Raw genomic sequence first — 20,143 nt, 5'->3', positions numbered from 1 at the left:
CTTCACCTGCTCAGGCGTGGAGGGTGTAGGTGGACGAGCTGATGGTGTTCTTGAAGGTGGCGGAGGCGTTGCCCTGGTAGTTCGACGGAATCTCGCCGACGTTCCCGTCCATGTAGGCGTCGGTCGCCACCTTCCAGGCGTAGACATCCCGGTTCTTGTAGGACTCGGTGTTGTCGTTCACCAGCGAGGTGCCGCCCGTGCAACCGCTCTTGAAGTAGTTGTCGTTGAAGTTGAGGTCCTCACCGTATAGGTCGAAGACACAACCGGACTGGTACTGGTTGTAGAAAAGCCCGAACTCGTCGACTTCAAGAATTCCGTCCTTTCCGTACGCGGCCGACGGGCCTGCCGTGCCCAGCAGAAGCGCGGCGACCGAAACAGCGGTGAGACAACCCGTCGCCACGTTGCGGAATACCTTCTCCATCATGTGCTCCTCGTCCTCGGGATGGAAAACACCCATGGGGTGGTGAACCGTGATCACGGTTCCTTCCGGCCGGGAAGTCAACAGGTCGGACGCCCTCCGGCAAAGCCCCTTCTCACCTGATGGACAGTCATCTGATGTTGCCGATAGGTAACTTGTGGCAGTGGATCTCCACTCCCTACTATCTGGCAACGCGCTCCCCGCCACGTTTTACGACGGACGCGCCCACCTCATCTCTACGGCCTTAGGGAATCGCCGACGTGCACGCACGCCACTTCGCTCCACTGCTCGCCATATGCCTTTCCCTGACGGCATGCGGAGGCGAAAAGGAGCCCAAGGCAAGCGACAGTCCGCCGCCCACGCAGCAGGAAATCGCCTACCACGACTGTCTGAAAAAGCACGGCGTCGACATCGTCTACCGGGGCAACGGAATGCCCTACGAGAACAAGGACCAGCCCTGGAACGAGGAAGCGCACACCGCGTGCGCTTCGCTTCATCCGGCGCCGCACAGTCCTGAGCCGGCCGACCCCGACGTGCTCGCTGCCGCGCAGAAACAAGCCGAGTGCATGCGGGCCGAAGGCATCTCCTGGTATCCGGATCCGGATCCGGTGACGGCCGAGTTCGACCAGAGCAAGGGCGGCACGCCCGAGCAGTGGTCCTCGCTCAAGACCGAACACCTCGACACCCTTCGGAAGTGCCGGCCGGCGAGATGAGCGAAATCGGCCACACCGTGGGGACGGTGCAGGCCCCTGCGACCGTGGGGGACAAGAGCGGCGGGCTCGACCGGGGCAGGCGTGCGGTCCTCGGCATCGTCGGCGGCGCCGCGCTGATGGCGGTCGGCGGTCTGCTGGCCACGGCACTGGTGAAGTCGCCCGCCCAGGTGGCGGCGGAGACCGGCCCCCCGGCCCAGGCTGCGCTGACCGCTGAGGTCGAGCGGCGGGTCCTCGCCGAGACCGTGGTGATGCGCGGGACCGTGGTCGCCGGTCAGAGCGTCGCGGTGTCGCCCCAGGGCGTGCGGACGGGTGAGGGCCAGGGGGCTGCGGTGGTGACCAAGCTGCCGCTGAAGGCCGGGGATCCGGTCAAGGCCGGGCAACTGCTCGCCGAGGTGTCCGGGAGGCCCGTCTTCGCACTGCAGGGCGGCCTGCCGATGTACCGGGACCTCAAGCCGGGCACCACCGGCGACGACGTCGCGCAACTCCAGCAGGCGCTGCGCGAGCTCGGGCACGGCACCGGCGCAGACGCCCAAGGGGTCTTCGGCCCCGGTACGAAGGCGGCCCTCGTCGCCCGGTACCAGGCCGTCGGGTACGACCCCCTGCCCGCGGTCGCGGACGGCGGCTCGGCGCTGAAGGCCGCCCGGGACGCGGTGCGGTCGGCGCAGTGGGCAGTGGAAGACGCCAGTGGCTCCGCCGGCGGAGCGGGCGGAGCCACTGGAAGCACCGGGAAACCCGGGCCCGGCGCGACTCCCGGGCCGGGTTCGGACTCCGGTGCGACTCCAGGCCCAGGCCCAAGCTCCGGCCCAAGCTCCGGCTCCGGCTCCGGCTCCGGCTCCGGCCGCGAACTCGCGCGCGCCCGGCAGGCCCTTGCCGAGGCGCGGACCGCGCTGGCCGCGGCCGAGGCCGCGGACGGGCCGATGCTGCCCGCCGCCGAGACCGTGTTCCTCGGAGGTTTCCCCGCCCGGGTCAGCGCGGTCGGCGGGCAGGTCGGCGCCGCCGTGTCCGGGCCGGTGCTGACGCTCTCAGCGGGAGAACTCGTGGTGGAGGCCTACCTCAAAGAGGACAAGAAACAGCTGCTGCGCGCCGGGATGACGGTGATGATCTCCTCCGAACTCACCGGCAGCGACGCCCGGGGCAAGGTGGCCTCGGTCGCCGCCGAGCGGTCCGCTGCGCAGGCGGCCGGGGCCGGGCAGCCGCAGCAGGGGCCGGACCAGGGCGAGGGCCAAGGCCAGGGCGCGAAGCGCGCCACAGGCGGCGGGAGCAGCGGCGGCGAGCTCGGCTACCGCATGGTGGTCCGCGCCGACCAGCCGCTGCCGGCGGCATTCGCCGGGCAGGACGTGCGGCTGACCATCGAGTCCGCCGCCACCGACGGTGAGGCCCTCGTGGTCCCGGTCACCGCGGTCTCCGCCGGTGCGGACGGGCACACGGTGGTCACCGTCCAGGGCGCCGACGGCGCACAGCGCCGTATCGAGGTCCGCATCGGCACCAGCGGAGACGGCTACGTGGCCGTGGCCCCCCTCCAGCCGGGCGCCCTCACGGCCGGTACCCGCGTGGTCGTCGGAGCCGCACCCAAGGGGGCGCCCCGATGAGAGTCCGCCTGCGCCGCGGCCTCACCGGCCGCCGGCAGACCGGGCCCGGGCAGCCGGAGCCCGCCCGCCGTCCCGAGGACCGGGATCCGGCGCGCCCCCGGCGCCCCGCCGAAGCCCGGCCGCCCGAGGCCGACGCCCACGGCCCGGGGGCCGGCGGGGCAGCGGAGCCCGACGCCCCCGTCATCGAGTTCCGCGGCGTCGGACTCACCTATCCCGGCCCACCTCCCGTCGAGGCGCTGCTCCCCTTCGACCTGGTCGTGGCTCGCGGCGAGTTCATCACCGTCGTCGGGCCCTCCGGCTCGGGGAAGTCCACTTTCCTCAACGTCGCCGGACTGCTCGACTCCCCGACCTCCGGCCGCTACCTCCTCGACGGGATCGACACCGCCGCGCTCGCCGACCGGGAGCGCACCGCCCTGCGCGGGCGCCGGATCGGCTTCGTCTTCCAGTCCTTCCACCTGCTCCCCCACCGGTCCGCCCTGGAGAACGTCACCCTCGCCATGCTCTACACCGAAGTCCCGCGCGCGCAGCGCCTCGTACGGGCCCGCGAGGCCCTGGAGCAGGTCGGGCTCGGGCACCGGGCGGACGCCGTCCCCGGGCGGCTCTCCGGTGGGGAGCGCCAGCGCGTCGCCATCGCCCGCGCGCTCGTCGGGCGCCCGTCGCTGCTGCTCTGCGACGAGCCGACCGGCAACCTCGACTCGGCCAACGCCGCCTCCGTCCTCGCCCTGCTCGACGAACTGCACGGCTCCGGCATGACCGTCCTCCTGATCACCCACGACCCCGGGGTCGCCGCCCGCGGCCGGCGGACCGTCACCATCCGCGACGGGCGGCTCTCCGGGTGAGCGCCGTCCGCCCCACCCGGCTGTCCCCGCGCGACACCGTCTCCGAGGCCGTCGCCGGCATGCTGCGCCGCCCCGGCAGGGCCGTGCTCACCGCGCTCGGCACGGTCCTCGGCGTCGGCAGCTTCGTGGCCGTGCTCGGCCTCACCGCCACCATCTCCTCGCAGATCGACGGCCGGTTCAACGTCCTCACCGCCACCGAGGTGACCATCGAGGACGTCGCCGCCCAGCAGAGCGAGTTCGCCGGGCCCGGCTTCCCCGCCGACGCCGAGCAACGGCTGCACGCCGTCGCGGGCATCGAGCACGCCGGGGTGCTGTGGACGGTACGACTGGACTCGCGGACCTCCCTCGGCTCCCTGCCGTCCGGCGGCGGAGAGTCCATCACCGGTGCGTCCGTGGTTGCCGCCTCGCCCGGGGCCGTCGCCGCCCTCGTGCCCACGCTCCGGGAGGGCCGCTTCTACGACGAGTTCTCCGAGCGGAGCCGACAGCGCGTCGTGGTCATCGGCGGCGGGCTCGCCGACCGGCTCGGCATCACCACTCTGGCCACCCGGCCCGCGCTCTACATCGGGCAGGAGCCCTTCACCGTGGCGGGGATCGTCTCCGACGTGGAACGCAAGCCGGAGAACCTGCTGTCCGTGCTCGTGCCCCGGGCCACGGCCGAAGAACTGTGGGGGCCGCCCTCGCCCGGCAGTGCGAGCATGCTCATCGCCACCGAGCTCGGCGCGGCCCGGCAGGTCGCCGAGCTCGCCCCGCTCGCGCTGCGGCCCGACCACCCCGAGTACCTGAAGTCGGTGCCGCCGCCCGACCCCCGGCTGTTGCGCTCGGGGGTGACCTCAGACCTCAGCGCCCTGTTCCTGCTGCTGGCCGGGATCTGCCTGGTCATCGGCGCGGTCGGGATCGCCAACACGACGCTCGTCGCCGTCCTGGAACGGACCGGGGAGATCGGGCTGCGCCGTGCGCTGGGGGCCCGGGGGCGGCACGTGTCGGCCCAGTTCCTCGCCGAGTCCGCCGCGCTGGGGGCGCTCGGCGGCCTGGTGGGGACGTCCCTCGGCGAGCTGACGGTGGTCGGGGTGTCCCTCGTACGGGACTGGACGCCGGTGATCCACCCGCTGACGGTGGCCGCGGCTCCGCTCGTCGGGCTCGTGACCGGGCTGCTGGCCGGGGTGCATCCTGCCTGGCGGGCTGCCCGTGTGGAACCGGCCGAGGCCCTGCGAAGATAGCGGAGGCGCAGCGCCCGCCCCGATTTCACCTGAGGAGGTGGTGGCCCGTGCGGAGTGAGGAACGCCCCGAACACCTCGAACACCCCGAAGACACCGCGGGCACCGCGTACACCGCAGACACCGCGCACACCGCGACCCCCGCGCACGGCAGCGGTGACCCCACCGCCGTGCCGGCCGCCACCGGGCTCTTCCTGCTCGCCGTCGGCGGCTGGCTCCTCAACACCACCCGCCCCTGGCACAAACCCGGACATCCGCTCACCCTGGGCCTCGGCTGGGCCGCCGGCCTCACGATGCTGCTGTACGGACTGGTCCTGCTGACCCGCTGCGTCCGCTCCGTCCACGCAGCCGAAGACGTTGGCACCCCCGGAAGCGCCCCGGACCGCCCCGTCTCCTGAGCGCCCCGGGCCGCACGGCCGTGCCGCGCGACCCCGCCTCGGCCGGTCAGGCCTTCGGGGCCACCTTCGAGAGGCCGTTGATGATGCGGTCCATCGCGTCGCCGCCCGCCGGGTCGGTCAGGTTGGCCAGCATCTTCAGCGTGAAGCGCATCAGCACGGGGTGCGTCAACCCCCGCTGGGTGGCGACCTTCATGACCTTCGGGTTGCCGATCAGCTTCACGAAGGCGCGGCCCAGCGAGTAGTAGCCGCCGTACGTCTCCTTCAGCACCTTCGGGTAGCTGTGCAGCGCCAGCTCGCGCTGGGCGGGCGTCGCCCGGGCGTGCGCCTGGACGATGACGTCGGCCGCGATCTGCCCCGACTCCATGGCGTACGCGATGCCCTCGCCGTTGAACGGGTTGACGAGCCCGCCCGCGTCGCCGACCAGCAACAGGCCCTTGGTGTAGTGCGGCTGCCGGTTGAAGGCCATCGGCAGGGCCGCCCCGCGGATCGGCTGCGTCATGTTCTCGGGGGTGTAGCCCCAGTCCTCCGGCATGGACGCGCACCACGCCTTGAGGACCTCGCGCCAGTCCAGCTCCCGGAAGGCGGAGGAGGAGTTGAGGATGCCGAGGCCGACGTTGGACGTGCCGTCGCCCATGCCGAAGATCCAGCCGTAGCCGGGCAGCAGCCGGTCCTGCGGGCCGCGCCGGTCCCACAGCTCCAGCCACGACTCCAGGTAGTCGTCGTCGTGCCGCGGCGAGGTGAAGTACGTACGGACCGCGACACCCATCGGGCGGTCCTCGCGCCGGTGCAGGCCCATCGCCAGCGACAGCCGGGAGGAGTTGCCGTCGGCCGCGACGACCAGCGGGGCACTGAAGGTGACCGGGGTCTTCTCCTCACCCAGCTTCGCCTGCACACCGGTGATGTGGCCGGTGCGCGGATCGCGGACGGGCTCGCCGACGTTGCAGCGCTCGTACAGCCGGGCGCCCGCCTTCTGTGCCTGCCGGGCCAGCGTCTCGTCGAAGTCGTCGCGCTTGCGGACCAGTCCGTAGTCCGGGAACGAGGCGAGCTCCGGCCAGTCCAGCTGGAGCCGCTGGCCGCCGCCGATGATCCGCAGGCCCTTGTTGCGCAGCCAGCCGGCCTCTTCGGAGATGTCGATGCCCATCGCCACCAGCTGCTTGGTGGCGCGCGGGGTCAGCCCGTCACCGCAGACCTTCTCGCGGGGGAACGCCGTCTTCTCCAGCAGCAGGACGTCCAGTCCGGCCTTGGCGAGGTAGTAGGCGGTGGTGGAGCCGGCGGGTCCGGCCCCGACGACGATCACATCCGCGGAGTGTTCGGAGAGGGGCTCGGTCACTGCGGGGTCTCCCGAAGGCTCGATAAAGGGTGCCCAACGGCACAGGACATGTGCAGTCTATGCAGCGAGAGAGATCGCGAATCCGAAGGGCTGCCCACTGTGACCACCTCGCCGACCCGGCCGCTCCCCGCCGTCCAGCTCCGCGTGCCCACCGACGAGGACGCGCACGCCTGGCACGCCGTCTTCGACGACCCCGACGTCATGGAGTTCCTCGGCGGTCCCGCCGAGCTGTCCCTGTACGAGGAGTTCACGGCGCGCCAGCGGATGCACGACGCACAGCTCGGCCACTGCCTGTGGACGCTGCTGGACGGCGAGGGAGAGGTCATCGGCTTCACCGGGGCGCAGCCTTGGCCGGCGCAGAAGTGGGGGCCGGTGGGGTGGATCGAGATCGGCTGGCGGCTGGGCCGCGCCGCGTGGGGGAAGGGGTACGCGTACGCCGCGGCGCTGGCGACGCTCGCCCGTCTGCGGGAGCTCGGCGTGGACCGGGTCTGCGCGATGATCGACGCCCGCAACGGGCGGTCGGTGGCGGTGGCAGAGCGGCTGGGCATGACCCTGGCCGAGGAGTTCACCAGTCCGGGCGGGAACCCGGGCCGCCGCTACGAGCTCCGCCTCACCTGACCCTCCGGCTCCCCCGGGCAGCGGGGGCTCAGAAGACCGAGAGGCCCGTCAGGGTAGTGAAGCGGTCCAGGGCCGCCACGGCCGCGACCGAGTTGCCGTGGACGTCGAGGCCCGGGCTCCACGCGGCCAGCGTGCAGCGGCCCGGAACGACCGCGACGATCCCGCCGCCCACCCCGCTCTTGCCGGGCAGGCCGACGCGGTAGGCGAACTCGCCTGCCGCGTCGTACGTCCCGCAGGTCAGCATCACCGCGTTGACCTGCTTGGCCTCGCTGCGCGTCAGCAGCCGCGAGCCGTCCGCACGCAGCCCGTGCCGGGCCAGGAAGCGCCCCGCACGGGCCAGGTCGGCGCAGCTCATCTCGATGGAGCACTGCCAGAAGTAATGGTCCAGCAGGGTCGGCACCGGATTGTCGATGTTCCCGTACGAGGCCATGAAGTGGGCGAGGGCCGCGTTCCGGTCACCGTGCTCGTGCTCGGACGCCGCGACCTCCGCGTCGAAGCCCATGTCCGGGTTGCCGCTCTCCAGCCTCAGGAACTCCAGCAGTTCACTGCTCGCGTCACCCGTCAGGGTCTGCAGCCGGTCGGTGACGACGAGGGCGCCCGCGTTGATGAACGGATTGCGCGGGATGCCGTTCTCGTACTCCAGCTGCACGAGCGAGTTGAACGGATTGCCCGAGGGCTCCCGGCCCACCCGCTCCCACAGGCTGTCGCCACCCTCCGCCAGCGCCAGGGCCAGCGCGAACACCTTCGTGATGGACTGGACGGAGAAGGGGACCTGCCAGTCCCCCACCCCGTGGACGTTGCCGTCGAGGTCGGCCACGGCCATCCCGAACTGCGCGGGGTCCACGGACGCGAGCGCCGGAATATACGCGGCGGGCGCGCCGCTGCCCACCAGCGGGGCGACGTCCGCCGCGATCTGCTCCAGCAGCCCTTGGTAGTCCACCCGCCGCCGCGCTTACTTGGTGCCGCGGTGCAGCGCCACGATGCCGCCGCTCAGATTGCGCCAGGCCACCTTGGACCAGCCGGCCTTCTGCAGCAGCGCGGCCAGCCCGGGCTGGTCCGGCCACTCGCGGATCGACTCGGCGAGGTACACGTACGCGTCCGGGTTGGAGGACACGGCGCGGGCCACCGGCGGCAGCGCACGCATCAGGTACTCCATGTAGACGGTCCGGAACGGTGCCCAGGTGGGCTGCGAGAACTCGCAGATGACCACTTGGCCGCCCGGCTTGGTCACCCGGTACAGCTCGCGCAGCGCGGCGTCGGTGTCCTGCACGTTGCGCAGGCCGAAGGAGATCGTCACCGTGTCGAAGACCTCGTCCCGGAACGGCAGCTTCGTCGCGTCACCGGCGGTCAGCGGCAGCCACGCGTGGCGCTTCTTGCCCTCCCGCAGCATGCCGAGGGAGAAGTCGCAGGGGACCACGTACGCGCCGGTCGCGGCGAACGGCAGCGAGGAGGTGGCGGTCCCGGCGGCCAGGTCCAGCACCGTGTGGCCGGGGCGGGCGCCGACCGCCTTGGCGACCTCCTTGCGCCACAGGCGGGCCTGGCCCAGGGACAGGACGTCGTTGGTGAGGTCGTACTTCGCCGCCACACCGTCGAACATGGAGGCGACTTCGTGCGGCTGCTTGTCCAGGGAAGCGCGGGTCACTGGCGTGGGCCCCTCAGGTGCGGTACGGGTGGGCTGATACCGGGCCATTCTCGCAGGCGCCCCCGCCCCCGGGCGCCGGGGGCACACCCGGCGCGCAGGACGGTGGCGCCGGGGGCTCGCCCCGCGGCGCGCGGCCGGTTCAGCGCCGGCGGTGCAGCAGCCGGCCCCCGATGACCGTGGCCACGCACGTCGTCGCGCCCTGGGCGAGCAGCTCCGCCGGGTCCGCCACCGCGAACACCGCGAAGCGGGCCGGGGCGCCCGGCTCCAGGATCCCGTGGAAGGCCTGCTCGGCCGCGTCCCGTCCGGCGAACGGGTCCAGCGACGCGGCGTCGCCGCGGTGTCCGGCCGCGGGCGGCAGTACGGCCAGGCCCGAGCGGACCACCGCCGTCCGCACCGCCGGGACGGTGAGCCGCCCGGTCACCGCCACCACCCCGCGCGCCAGCAGCTTCTGCGTGGCCCGCCGGGCGCTGTGGCCCCAGCGGGCCTCGGTCATCTTCAGGTCGGCCAGCGCCTCGGCTCCGCTGAGGGGTTCGCTGCCCAGCTCGGTGACCTCGTACGGGTCGTCGGGGTAGTACGTCCGCTCCAGCAGCGCGTCCGCCCCGTGCACCAGCAGCCCCGGGGTCAGCACCCCGGGCCAGCGGCGGACCCGCGCGTACGGCCAGGCCGCGCCGAGCTCCTCGTACGGGCCCACCAGGGTGATCCGGTCGCCCTCGACGAGGACCGCCCCGCCGGTCTGCGGCACGCGGCCCGGCCCGGGGACGAGGAGGTCGGCGGTGTGGAGCGTCAGCACGGGGACGTCAGTTGGAGGAGATGAGCTTCAGCTCGGGGTGCGCGGTGCCGCCCTCGATGGCCGTGGAGGAGATGTGGGAGACCACGCGGTCGTCGACCGGGTCGTTCGCCGGGTCGTCGTGCACCAGGAGGTGCTCGTACGTCGTCGCGCGCTGCGCCGGGACCCGGCCCGCCTTGCGGATCAGGTCGATGATCTCCTGGCGGTTCGAGCGGTGCTTGGCACCGGCGGAGGAGACCACGTTCTCCTCCAGCATGATCGATCCGAGGTCGTCCGCGCCGTAGTGCAGGGACAGCTGGCCGGCCTCCTTGCCGACGGTCAGCCAGGAGCCCTGGATGTGGGCGACGTTGTCGAGGAACAGCCGCGCGATGGCGATCATCCGCAGGTACTCGAAGACCGTCGCCTGGGTACGGCCCTTGAGGTGGTTGTTCTCGGGCTGGTACGTGTACGGGATGAAGGCGCGGAAGCCGCCCGTACGGTCCTGCGTGTCACGGATCATCGCGATGTGCTCGATCCGCTCGGCGTTGGTCTCGCCGGTGCCCATCAGCATGGTGGAGGTGGACTCCACGCCCAGCTTGTGGGCGATCTCCATGATCTCCAGCCAGCGCTCGCCGGACTCCTTGAGCGGCGCGATCGCCTTGCGCGGCCGCTCCGGCAGCAGTTCGGCGCCCGCGCCGGCGAAGGAGTCGAGACCGGCCGCGTGGATGCGGCGGATGGCCTCCTCGGCGCTCACGCCCGAGATCCGCGCCATGTGGTCGACCTCGGACGCGCCGAGGGAGTGGATGACCAGCTGCGGGAACGCCTTCTTGATGGCGGAGAAGTGCTCCTCGTAGTACTCCACGCCGTAGTCCGGGTGGTGGCCGCCCTGGAACATGATCTGCGTGCCGCCGAGCTCCACGGTCTCCGCGCAGCGGCGCAGGATGTCGTCGAGGTCGCGGGACCAGCCCTTCTTCGTGTCCTTGGGGGCCGCGTAGAAGGCGCAGAACTTGCACGCCGTGACACACACGTTGGTGTAGTTGATGTTGCGCTCGATGATGTACGTCGCGATGTGCTCGGTGCCGGCGTAGCGGCGGCGGCGCACCGCGTCGGCGGCCTGGCCGAGCGCGTGCAGCGGGGCGTGGCGGTAGAGGTCGAGCGCCTCTTCCTTGGTGATGCGGCCCCCTGCGGCGGCGCGGTCGAGGACAGACTGGAGAGCGGCCTGGTCGGTCACCGGTGCGTCACCTTTCGGCGGTGTGTCAAGAGGTCCGGACCGATCCAGCCTACGCCAGCCCCGCTCACCGGATTCCAAGGGGCTCTCAGGGGACGCGGGTCAGGTCGCCCTCCGGGTTTCCGGCGGGCACGTCACCCGACTTGTAGTGGAGTGTCCCGTTCGCGTTGAGGGTGAACCGCTCGTCGGCGGAGCCGTTGGAGCAGATGCCGGGCGCCGGGTTGGGGCCGCCCGAGGTGTCCAGGACGAGGGAGCGGTCGGTGGCGGAGGCGAGCTTCCAGTCACCGCTGCAGTCGGTGCCCAGGAGGGGCAGGATCGACTTGTCCCGGGCGACGACCTCGCCGACCTTGCCGCCCTTGATGGTGATCTGGAACTCGCTGGGCACCCCCGCCCGGGCGGTGGTCACGGTGCCCTTCCAGGTGCCGGTCAGCTCCTTCGGGACATCGGTGCGGGTGCCCCGGGGCGGGGCCGAGCCGGTGGCGCCGCCGCCGGTCGGTGCAGTGGCCGCGGCCGAGCCGGAACCCGAGGGGGACTCGGCGGCGCCGCCCGAGGCGTGCTGGTCCCTGCCGCCGCCCATGCCGGGCAGCAGGTCCAGCCCGTAGATCCCGCCGGACAGCACGGCCAGCACGGCCGCCGCGGCCAGGACCAGCGTGCAGCTGAAGCGGCGCCCGGCGGCCCTGACCGTGACCTGGCGGCCCGGGTCGGGGGCGGTCCGCGGCTGCGGCACCGCCGCCCCCGCGGTCTCGGTGGGCGGCCCGTAGGGCCCGTACTGCGCGTACGGGGCGCCCGTGCCCGCGCTGCCGTAGGAGGGCCCGTACGAGGGGTCGGGCGCCCCGAAGCCCCCGGAGACCGGGAACGGGACCGGGCCGGACGCGGCCTCCACGACCTGGACGGGGGCGGCCTCCACGGCCTCGGCGGGGGCGGCCTCCAGGTCGAGCAGGGCCACCGCGGCGCGGCTGGCCTCCTCCACCAGCGGGGCGGGGAGCCGGCCGGGGGCGGCCAGGGCGCCGTCCAGCGCCACCGCGAGGTCCTGCGGGGCGGGCCGGTCGGCGGGCGCCTTGGCCAGGCATGCCGCGATCAGCTCGCGCAGCTCGCCCGCCGGGACCTCGGCGAGGTCCGGCGGCTCGTGCACCACCTTGTAGAGCAGGGTGGCCGAGTTGTCTCCGGTGAAGGGCGGCTGCCCGGTCGCCGCGAAGGCCAGGACCGCGCCCAGCGAGAACACGTCGGCCGCGCCGGTGACGCCCTTGCCGAGGATCTGCTCGGGCGCCATGTACCCGGGCGAGCCCACGGACACCCCGGTGGAGGTCAGCGAGGCGGTCCCGTCGGTGGCCCGGGCGATCCCGAAGTCGATCAGCCGGGGCCCGTCCAGGGTGAGCATCACGTTCGACGGCTTCACGTCCCGGTGGACCAGGCCCAGCCCGTGCACCGCCACCAGCGCGCGGGCCAGCCCCTCGCCGACGGCCCGTACCGAGCCCTGGGGCAGCGGCCCGTGCGCCGCCACGGCCCGGGCCAGGGACGGCCCGGCGACGTACCCGGTGGCCACCCACGGCACCGCCGCCTCCGGGTCGGCGTCCAGTACGGGCGCGGTCCACTCGCCGCCGACCCGCCGCGCGGCCTCCACCTCCCGACGGAACCGGGCCCGGAACTCCTCGTCGGTGGCGAAATGCGGGTGCACGATCTTGACGGCGACGGTCCGCCCGCCCGCGCTGCGGCCCAGGTAGACCCGTCCCATGCCGCCCGCGCCGAGCCGGCCGAGCAGCCGGTACGCGCCGATGGTCCGCGGCTCGTCCGCTTCGAGCGGCTGCATCGCGTTGCCTCCCCCGTGGTTGTGCGAACGCCAAGCAGCACCTTAGGGGGTGTGGTGGCGCCGGGGCGGACTCCTGCTCACGTCGGGGTGCTCTGCTCACGTCGGGGTGACGGGCACCGCCCCTTCGGGCGCGGGGGCGGCCGGTCCGCCGGGTTCGAAGCCGGCCAGCATCTGCTCCAGGGCCTGCTGGTCGGGGCCGACGAAGGGGTCGATGCCCGCCGCCAGGCTCACCGTCTCGATCATCCGGTCGGCGATCCCGACGGCCGGCGGGAGGTGCGTGGAGACCACGATCTCCGGGTCCATCGCGCGCAGCGGCGCCACGGTGGCGAGGTAGCGGTCACGGTCCACGAGGTGCACCCACGGGCTGTCCACGGAGGTCCACAGGAGCTGCGCGGCCCGCAGGTCTTCGGCGCCGACCGACGCCGCCTCACCGCCGCCGGCGAGGTCCGCGCTCGGCATGGGCCCGCCGAAGCAGTCGGAGCTGAAGCAGGCCCGCGAGCGGTCGTCGTAGAACCCGACGGTCGCGGGGTTGTCGAAGAGCGGCGGCCGGAACGCGGCGAGCGAGCGGTCCCCGACGTCCAGGGACTGCCCGGGGTTGAGCAGGAAGACCCGGTCCATCGGCAGCGGCCGCTCGCAGGACATGATCCCGGCGGCGATGAACGTGGTCACGAGCCGTGCCTGAGGGGCGGCCTCCAGCAGGGCGAACAGCCCCCCGGTGTGGTCCCGGTCGGGGTGCGTCAGCCAGATCCACCGCACGTCGGCGGGGTCGAGCGCGGAGCCCAGCGCCTCCAGGAAGTCGCGGTCGGGCAGTCCGAGGCCCGTGTCCACGACGACGGGCTCCCGGGCGTGCAGGACGAACGCGTTGACCGGGAGGAAACCGATCCCGGGCACTTCGAGGCTGTCACCCAGGACGGTGATGTCTCGGCCGACCTTGCGATTGGTCATGGCGGAACTCCGAACGGCCCCCTTGGCGTATGACGCTCGCGGCCGGCGACGACAGGCGTCCCCTCGCCTTCCATGGTGGCCCCGCCCCGCCGCCCGCGCCGCCCGGAGCAGAGGAGACCCGGAGGATGAGGAGAGGGGAGGAGAGGAGAGGAGGGCACCGGAGCACGTCGCACGCCGAGCACCGCCGGCGCGAAGGCCGTCCCCGGGGGATTCTCCCGAGGCGACGGAAATGCGAAAAGATCGCGAATTCCCGGGAAACGGCATATCAGCGCAGCGGATGCTCCGCGGCGGCCTTCAGGAGCTCCACGGTGACATCCGCGGGATAGCCCGTCGTCGCTCCCGTACGGCGCGCGAATTCCCGTACGCCGGCCAGCTGATCGGGTCCGAAGCGGAAGTCGAGCGTCGTGAAGTACCGCTGCAGCAGGTCGGCGTCGAAGGCCTCCCAGCGGGCCGCCTGCTCGGCGACCTTGGCGACCTCCTCCAGGGACAGGTCCCGGGAGGCGAGGAAGGCCTCGTGGACCTTGCGCACAACGACGGGCTCGCGGGCGAGGTAGTCCTTGCGGGCGGCCCAGACGGCGAAGACGAACGGCAGTCCGGTCCACTCCTTCCACATCAGCCCCAAGTCGTGCACGTCGAGGCCGAGCCGGGGTGCGTCGTGGAGCGAGGCGCGCAGCGCGGCGTCGCCGATCAGCACGGCCGCGTCCGCCTCCTGCATCATCACGCCCAGGTCGGGCGGGCAGGTGTAGTAGTCGGGCCGGACCCCGTACTGCTCCGAAAGCAGCAGCTGGGCGAGGCGCACGGAGGTGCGCGAGGTGGAGCCGAGCGCGACCCGCGCGCCGTCCAACCGGGTCAGCGGCACCTGGGAGACGATCACGCAGGACATGACCGGGCCGTCGCAGCCGACCGCGAGATCGGGGAAGGCAACGAGCTGGTCGGCGTTGCGGAGGAACTCCACGAGGGTGATGGGGGCGATGTCCAACTGCCCGTCGACAAGGCGTTCGCTCAGCTTCTCGGGGGTGTCCTTGGTCAGCTCCAGGTCCAGCAGCGTGCCGGTTCTGGCCAGCCCCCAGTAGAGGGGAAGGCAGTTCAGGAACTGAATGTGGCCCACGCGGGGGCGACTGCGATAGACATCCACATCGCGAGACTAGCCGCCGGGCCTCCGTCAGCCTTCAGGCGGCCCTCAAACGTCCGAGTGACGTGATCTTTCCCTCTGGTCTCGGCCGCACTCTGCATGCTAGGCTCGACGCAAGTTGCAGTTTGGTTTCCCTTGCAGTACGAGGCCTGCGGAGAATGTGACCCGCAGGCTTTTGTAGTTTTCAGACTTCTTAGCAGGTTCTGGAGCAGGGCGACCCTTTGGCCCATAGGAGGGCTCATGGCTACCGGAACCGTGAAGTGGTTCAACGCTGAAAAGGGCTTCGGCTTCATCGCCCAGGACGGCGGCGGCCCGGATGTCTTCGTCCACTACTCCGCGATCAACGCCTCTGGCTTCCGCTCCCTTGAGGAGAACCAGACGGTGAACTTCGACGTCACGCAGGGTCCGAAGGGCCCGCAGGCGGAGAACGTCACCCCGGCCTAGTCGCCTGGGCCAACCTCATCGCGGGTTGGATAGCAGTACCCAAGGAGCCCTGCCTCCTCCGTGCAAGCGGAGGTTGCGGGGCTCCTGCCTTTTGCGCCTTTGCGCCGGGTGCACCTCTTGTGCCGCGTGGCATCGAGCGGCGCACCACGGGGACGGCTCACGGGGACGGCCCACGTTCCGTGTCCCTGCCGGACGCGGAACGGGGGCCGTTGCCTTCCCGTCGGCCGGCTATGCCGGCGGCGCGGTGATCTTGAGGTCCAGGATCAGGACGACCTTCTCCTTGGTGATCAGGCGCAGGTGGTACGTGCCCGGCGCCACGTCCGCGGTGAACAGCTCCGGCAGTGCGATCGTGCCGTCGGCGCCCGTCGGGGTCAGGTCCAGGGTGAACAGTTTCTCGCCGTCCTTGCCCTTGAAGTACGGACCCTTCGCCTTCGCCGGATCCACCGGCACCCAGCCGCTGCCCGCCGCGTCCGGCTCGACGAGAGCGGCGGTGGCCTGCGTCCCCTCCACCGGCTTGCCCTGAGCGGTGGCCGTCAGCTGGACGCCCGTCAGGCTGGTGCCGGCGACGACCTCCAGCGGCTTCGCCGCATCCGGGCCGGTCCGGGTCAGCTTGTCCGCGACCGGGAGCGGCTTCGCCGTGACCGTGCCGGTGAGGTTCGCCGTGGCCTTGGCCGTGGTGTCGTAGCCCGCGATCCGCAGGGTGAAGGTGCCCGCCTTGGCGCCGGCCTTGAGCTCGGCCGCCGCCGCGATGCCCTCGCTGTCGGTCTCCACCACCAGGTGGTCCTTGGCCTCGGCACCGAAGCCGGTGCCACCCGTGGTGTCGTCCTTGATCTCGAACAGCAGGCTCAGCTTGGCGGCCGGCTTGCCGTCGCTGAGCACCGCCTTGACGCGCGGCACGGTGACCGCGGCCCCGGCCTCGGCCTTGAGTTCGGCGCTCCCCAGCAGCTCCAACTTGTCCAGGTGCGGGGCCGGCGGGGTCGGCTTCTGCGGCTCGGCCGGCTTCGACGGCGTGGGCGTCGGGGTGGGAGTCGGGGTCGGGGTCGGCTTCGACGTGACGGGCTTCGTCTGCGCCGACGGGTTCGGCCTCGGGGTGGGCAGCACCGGAGTCGACGGGGTCGGGTAGCTGCCGACGGGCGGGTTCGGCACCTGGACGGCGCCGTTCTGGTACTGGCGCATGTACCCGAGCACGGTGTTCACGTACTCGCGGGAGTCGTTGTAGCTGAGGATCGCCTTGTCGAGCTTGGCCGGATCCGAGAGGTCGCGGTCGCCCGCGCACAGGTAGAGCCCCGTGCCCAGCGCCGCGTCGTAGATGTTGTTCGGGTCGCGCTTGCCGTCGCCGTTGCCGTCGGCTCCCCAGGTGGCCCAGGTGGAGGGGATGAACTGCATCGGGCCGACGGCCCGGTCGTAGACGGAGTCCGCGTCCCACTCGCCCTTGTCGGTGTCCATGATCTTGGCGAAGCCGTTGCCGTCCAGACGCGGGCCCCGGATCGGCTTCTCGGTGGAGCCGTCGGCCTTCAGCCCGTAGCCCGAGGCGTGGACGGACTCGACCCGGCCTATGCCCGCGACCAGCTCCCAGGGAAGGTGGCAGCCGGGCAGCGCGGCGGCCACCGCGGTCTGGGCGCGCTGGTACGCGTCGAGGGCGGTCCCGGGTATGCCGCTGGCCCCCTCTCCCGCTCCGGCGGCGGGCGGCGCGGCCGGGTCGGCGACCGCGTCGGGCAGGTCGAGCCGCGCGTCGCCGCGGTCGGCGGCCTGCGGGCTGTCCGGCGTCGGCTCGGACTCACCCGCGTCGGCGGTGGACGTGTTGGTCACCACGGCGGCGGTCGTCAGGCTGGCCGCGAGCGCGGCCGTGCACAGGACCTTGCGCGAGGTGTTGACGAGGTGACGGTGAAGCGGCTTCACAGTGCGGCGATCCCCCAAGGCGGCCGGCAACGTATACGGCGGGTCGAGCCGTGAATATTCACTGTCTATCAGGTATTCGGGCGCGACTCGCCGCCACCCCGGCAGTTGTGGCACACCATTCGTCTCGACTTCACCGGGTCCGGCGACAGGACGCACAAAGACCCCACACAAAGATCTCACAGCCGTGCCGGAAAGACCCCAAAGCCCGCCGGTTTGACCGTTCATGACCGCCGGTCCGCGCTGCTAGCGTCGGCGTACATGACAGCAGAGGCGACCGAGGTGCACGAGGCGGCCTTCCGCGCGCGTGCGGAGCGCAGGCGGACCATCGGGTTCGGTCTTCTTCTCGCGGCGAGCGGCATATGGCTCTGGCTCGCCTACCAGTTGTTCGTCCCGTTCACCCTCGACCACAACGGACGCAGCCACGACTGCGCCTCCCGGGTGTTCTACGACGACGGGGACTTCGGTACCCGCTCCTACGCCGACGCCGAGGGCGACCGTTGCGCCGGTGCGCGGGACTGGGCCGAACTGCTCGGCCTGCTGCTGGTCTCCGTGCCGCTGGCAGCCGGCGGGGTCTACCAGTACGCCTCCGGTGCCCTCACCGTCGCCCTGCGCCGTCACGAGGACGACACGGCCCAGATCAGGGCCATGTCCGCCCGCTGAGCCGGGTCAGCGGCCTGCGCCGTGCAGGTGCACGCGGAGCAGGAGCTCGTGCAGGGTGGCCCGTTCGGCCTCGTCCAGGGGACCCAGCAGCTCGTCGCGTACGGCCGCTGCCTCCCCGGTCAGCTCCTCCAGGAGGCGGCGCCCCGGCTCGGCGATGCGCACCAGCACCCGGCGGCGGTCCGCCGGGTCGCGCGCGCGCTCGACGCGGCCGGTCCGGGCCAGCCCGTCGACCACCTTCGCCATGTCACTCGGGTGCACGTCGAGCCGCTCGGCGAGCTCGCGCTGCACCTGCGGGCCGTGGTCGGCCAGGGCGGCGAGCACCGCCATGTCCCACAGCCGCAGCCCGCGGGCCGCGAGCCGTTCGGCGACCAGGGTGCGGGCCGCCTTGCCCACCTTCGAGAGCAAGTAGGGCGTGAGCGCGGCCAGTCGGGGCGTCGCGGGGAAGGTCATGGACCTATCGTAGGGTGGAACCAATAGTAGGTGCCACCCTACTAATGAGGCCATCGCCATCCTTCGAAGGAGAACCGGCATGGACGCCCTGCACCCCCGCCTCCTGACCGCCCGCTTCGACGCGACCTTCCGCTTCTACGACGCCCTGCTCCCCGCCCTCCTCGGCGCCACCCGCACCCGCGGCAGCGCCGAAGGCCCGTACGCCTCCTGGGACGTGGGCGACCAGGGCGTCCTGGCCCTGCTCGACCGGGTGGCGACCCCCGCCCCGGCGACGCCCCGTCCCGCGGCCGCCCCCGACGACCGCACGATGCTGGTCAGTCGCGTCCCCGACGTGGACGCGGCCTACGCCGCCTGCCTGGCCCACGGCGCCACCCCCGCGGCCCCGCCGGCCGACCGCCCGGAGTGGGGGCCGACGCTGCGCACCGCGCAGGTCCGCGACCCCGAGGGCAACCTGTGGGAGCTGCAGTCCTACGAGGACGCGCGGGAGCGGGTGTCCCGGCGCCCCGAGGAGCTTCCCGGCCACTAGGGTGACGGCCACGCTGGCGTCACGCACCGAGCCGGGAGCCGCCATGACCGCCGATCCGATCCGCATCCCCGACCTGTCGGACCGCCCGCACCGGTTGACCGTCGAACGCACGATGATCGCGAACGCGCACACCCTGTACGCGGCGTGGACCGCGAGGTTCGGCCGCTGGTTCGCCGCACCGGACTCGGTCCTCATGAGGCCGGAGGTCAACGCGCCGTTCTTCTTCGAGACGGAGTCCCCCGGGGCCCGGCACCCCCATTACGGGCGCTTCCTGCGCCTGGAGCCAGGCCGGCTGGTGGAGCTCACCTGGGTCACGGGCCGGGACGGAACGGCGGGGGCGGAGACGGTGGTCACCGTCGAGTTCGGCCCGCACCCGATCGGCACCCGCCTCCACCTCACCCATGCCGGCTTCTACGACGAAGCCGCCCGCGACCGGCACGAAGCCGCCTGGCACCAGATCCTGGCCCACCAGGACGACGTCCTGACCTGACACCGCGCGGGCGCCACCGCGGGCGGGATGCCCGCGGGCGGGGCCGGAAGGCGGGGCGGGGCAGGGCGGGGATCCGCGCATGCGGTGCCGGAAGGCGGGGCGGGGGCTTCGGTGGTCGGGATGCCCGCACCGGGGTCGGAGGGAGTCCGGGGGCGTCCCGTCAGTCCACTGTCCTTCCGTGCCGGTCCGGCCCGTCAAGGGCGCTCCTCCTCGTTCCTCGTCGTCGCGTCGCTTCGCGATGGCCTTCGGCCACCCTTGACTGCCCGGCCCGCCCCGGAAAGACAACAGACTGCCGGGAAGCCCCCGGGGAATGGCCGGGGGGTGACAGTCCAGGAGCGGGCCCGTCAGCGATGCACGGGCCGGTTCCCGCCGCCAGTTCCCCATCCGGGGCCGATCGATCCCCTTTTCCGAGCCCAGGCCGGGTCAAGCCGCAGCCGACGCCAACCAGATGGGCATCGGGACCCGCAGGGGCCACCATCGCCCCAAATCGCTACACAGCCGGTCTCGGCATAGCGTCCCCGGCCCGTCTGGGGCTGGGAATAAGCCGCCACAGATCGCTACACAGCCGATCTTGGTTTGGCGGCCGACGACCGTCTGGGCTTGCTCATAAGCCGCCACAGATCCCACAGGGCCTGTCTCCGTTGGCGCCCGACGGCCGTCTGCAGCCGGGAGAGGCGCGACAGATCGCCACACAGCCGATCTCGGCTCGGCGTCCGCGGCCCGTCCGGGGTTGATGGGACGAGACGACCAACTCTTCAGCACTACCGAGGCCCTGGGATGACTCGTGTGCCGTCTGCTGACACCAGAAAAGCCAACTGACCGCAATCTGGACCGATCCAAGCACCGTTCAGGCCCCATGGCGGCCCACTGGAGACCTTGGCGGCCTCTTCGTGGGCATCTGGAAGGCCGAAAGGGCCCAGAAGGAGCCGGATGCCAGGCTTTTCGTCATCACGCTCAGTCAAGAGCCCATCTACTGACCAACCGGCCGCCAAAATGGGGCAAACCAGCCGCAGACGCATGACTGCGTCATGCCTG

The 20,143-nt window shown here is 72.2% G+C and carries 21 protein-coding genes; 10 read left to right on the top strand and 11 right to left on the bottom strand.

The window, feature by feature from the left end:
* Positions 1 to 10: 10 nt before the first annotated feature.
* Positions 11 to 457, bottom strand: a complete 447-nt coding sequence (locus AB0B01_RS16595) for a hypothetical protein (RefSeq protein WP_361718710.1) — start codon at positions 455 to 457, stop codon at positions 11 to 13.
* Between the two features lie 221 nt (positions 458 to 678).
* On the opposite strand from AB0B01_RS16595, the gene AB0B01_RS16590 reads away from it, so the two are divergent.
* The 5 genes from AB0B01_RS16590 to AB0B01_RS16570 are packed head-to-tail and all read left to right on the top strand — an operon-like array spanning position 679 to position 5,171.
* Positions 679 to 1,131, top strand: a complete 453-nt coding sequence (locus AB0B01_RS16590; RefSeq protein ID WP_361718707.1) for a hypothetical protein — start codon at positions 679 to 681, stop codon at positions 1,129 to 1,131.
* Entirely contained in the window at positions 1,128 to 2,720 is a 1,593-nt protein-coding gene (locus tag AB0B01_RS16585; protein WP_361718704.1) for a peptidoglycan-binding protein, read from the top strand. The genes AB0B01_RS16590 and AB0B01_RS16585 overlap by 4 nt, the downstream gene beginning before the upstream one ends.
* Positions 2,717 to 3,559 carry an ABC transporter ATP-binding protein gene (locus tag AB0B01_RS16580; RefSeq protein ID WP_361718701.1) on the top strand — a complete coding sequence of 281 codons (843 nt, stop codon included), beginning with the start codon at positions 2,717 to 2,719 and terminating at the stop codon, positions 3,557 to 3,559. Before AB0B01_RS16585 ends, AB0B01_RS16580 begins: the two co-directional genes overlap by 4 nt.
* Positions 3,556 to 4,776, top strand: a complete 1,221-nt coding sequence (locus tag AB0B01_RS16575; protein WP_361718698.1) for an ABC transporter permease — start codon at positions 3,556 to 3,558, stop codon at positions 4,774 to 4,776. The genes AB0B01_RS16580 and AB0B01_RS16575 overlap by 4 nt, the downstream gene beginning before the upstream one ends.
* Positions 4,777 to 4,823: 47 nt before the next feature.
* The gene (locus tag AB0B01_RS16570; protein WP_361718695.1) at positions 4,824 to 5,171 is read left to right on the top strand and encodes a hypothetical protein; all 348 of its coding nucleotides are present in this window, start codon (positions 4,824 to 4,826) and stop codon (positions 5,169 to 5,171) included.
* 46 nt (positions 5,172 to 5,217) lie between these two features.
* Here the strand turns inward: AB0B01_RS16570 and AB0B01_RS16565 are convergent, their stop codons facing one another.
* Positions 5,218 to 6,501, bottom strand: coding sequence for a geranylgeranyl reductase family protein (locus tag AB0B01_RS16565; protein ID WP_356850809.1), 1,284 nt, complete (start codon positions 6,499 to 6,501; stop codon positions 5,218 to 5,220).
* Between the two features lie 99 nt (positions 6,502 to 6,600).
* Here AB0B01_RS16565 and AB0B01_RS16560 point away from each other — a divergent pair, with 99 nt between their 5' ends.
* Positions 6,601 to 7,119, top strand: coding sequence for a GNAT family N-acetyltransferase (locus AB0B01_RS16560; protein WP_361718692.1), 519 nt, complete (start codon positions 6,601 to 6,603; stop codon positions 7,117 to 7,119).
* 28 nt (positions 7,120 to 7,147) lie between these two features.
* On the opposite strand, the gene AB0B01_RS16555 is transcribed toward AB0B01_RS16560, so the two are convergent.
* From AB0B01_RS16555 to AB0B01_RS16525, 7 genes are all read right to left on the bottom strand, one after another.
* Entirely contained in the window at positions 7,148 to 8,059 is a 912-nt protein-coding gene (locus AB0B01_RS16555; protein WP_361718689.1) for a glutaminase, read from the bottom strand.
* Between the two features lie 12 nt (positions 8,060 to 8,071).
* Positions 8,072 to 8,761 carry a demethylmenaquinone methyltransferase gene (locus AB0B01_RS16550; protein ID WP_361718686.1) on the bottom strand — a complete coding sequence of 230 codons (690 nt, stop codon included), beginning with the start codon at positions 8,759 to 8,761 and terminating at the stop codon, positions 8,072 to 8,074.
* A gap of 139 nt (positions 8,762 to 8,900) precedes the next feature.
* Positions 8,901 to 9,551 (bottom strand): hypothetical protein, encoded by a 651-nt coding sequence (locus AB0B01_RS16545; protein WP_361718683.1) that lies wholly within the window; start codon positions 9,549 to 9,551, stop codon positions 8,901 to 8,903.
* Positions 9,552 to 9,558: 7 nt separating this feature from the next.
* A complete protein-coding gene (gene mqnC, locus AB0B01_RS16540) occupies positions 9,559 to 10,758 on the bottom strand; it encodes a cyclic dehypoxanthinyl futalosine synthase (protein WP_361718680.1) in 1,200 nt (399 codons plus the stop codon).
* Between the two features lie 85 nt (positions 10,759 to 10,843).
* Positions 10,844 to 12,562 carry a protein kinase gene (locus AB0B01_RS16535; RefSeq protein ID WP_361718677.1) on the bottom strand — a complete coding sequence of 573 codons (1,719 nt, stop codon included), beginning with the start codon at positions 12,560 to 12,562 and terminating at the stop codon, positions 10,844 to 10,846.
* 96 nt (positions 12,563 to 12,658) lie between these two features.
* Positions 12,659 to 13,507, bottom strand: a complete 849-nt coding sequence (locus tag AB0B01_RS16530) for an MBL fold metallo-hydrolase (protein WP_361718674.1) — start codon at positions 13,505 to 13,507, stop codon at positions 12,659 to 12,661.
* Between the two features lie 265 nt (positions 13,508 to 13,772).
* Positions 13,773 to 14,642 (bottom strand): menaquinone biosynthesis protein, encoded by an 870-nt coding sequence (locus tag AB0B01_RS16525; protein ID WP_361718671.1) that lies wholly within the window; start codon positions 14,640 to 14,642, stop codon positions 13,773 to 13,775.
* Between the two features lie 237 nt (positions 14,643 to 14,879).
* Between AB0B01_RS16525 and AB0B01_RS16520 the strand changes: the two genes are divergently transcribed.
* Positions 14,880 to 15,083 carry a cold-shock protein gene (locus AB0B01_RS16520; protein WP_030012116.1) on the top strand — a complete coding sequence of 68 codons (204 nt, stop codon included), beginning with the start codon at positions 14,880 to 14,882 and terminating at the stop codon, positions 15,081 to 15,083.
* 228 nt (positions 15,084 to 15,311) lie between these two features.
* Here the strand turns inward: AB0B01_RS16520 and AB0B01_RS16515 are convergent, their stop codons facing one another.
* Complete coding sequence (locus tag AB0B01_RS16515) at positions 15,312 to 16,982, bottom strand: lytic transglycosylase domain-containing protein (protein ID WP_361718668.1); 1,671 nt, start codon at positions 16,980 to 16,982, stop codon at positions 15,312 to 15,314.
* Between the two features lie 258 nt (positions 16,983 to 17,240).
* On the opposite strand from AB0B01_RS16515, the gene AB0B01_RS16510 reads away from it, so the two are divergent.
* Positions 17,241 to 17,642: a hypothetical protein gene (locus AB0B01_RS16510; RefSeq protein ID WP_361718665.1), complete on the top strand. Its 402-nt coding sequence runs from the start codon at positions 17,241 to 17,243 to the stop codon at positions 17,640 to 17,642.
* 6 nt (positions 17,643 to 17,648) lie between these two features.
* Here the strand turns inward: AB0B01_RS16510 and AB0B01_RS16505 are convergent, their stop codons facing one another.
* Positions 17,649 to 18,092 carry a MarR family transcriptional regulator gene (locus AB0B01_RS16505; protein ID WP_361718662.1) on the bottom strand — a complete coding sequence of 148 codons (444 nt, stop codon included), beginning with the start codon at positions 18,090 to 18,092 and terminating at the stop codon, positions 17,649 to 17,651.
* 79 nt (positions 18,093 to 18,171) lie between these two features.
* Here AB0B01_RS16505 and AB0B01_RS16500 point away from each other — a divergent pair, with 79 nt between their 5' ends.
* Together AB0B01_RS16500 and AB0B01_RS16495 are read left to right on the top strand one after the other, a co-directional pair.
* Complete coding sequence (locus AB0B01_RS16500) at positions 18,172 to 18,618, top strand: VOC family protein (protein ID WP_361718659.1); 447 nt, start codon at positions 18,172 to 18,174, stop codon at positions 18,616 to 18,618.
* A 43-nt stretch (positions 18,619 to 18,661) separates the two neighbouring features.
* Entirely contained in the window at positions 18,662 to 19,108 is a 447-nt protein-coding gene (locus AB0B01_RS16495; protein ID WP_361718656.1) for an SRPBCC domain-containing protein, read from the top strand.
* Positions 19,109 to 20,143: the final 1,035 nt, after the last annotated feature.

The organism is Streptomyces sp. NPDC044571 (genome assembly GCF_040647115.1).
Classification (GTDB): domain Bacteria; phylum Actinomycetota; class Actinomycetes; order Streptomycetales; family Streptomycetaceae; genus Streptomyces.
Note: the sequence above shows the minus strand (reverse complement) of the source record. Positions and strands in the feature narration are given on the sequence as shown.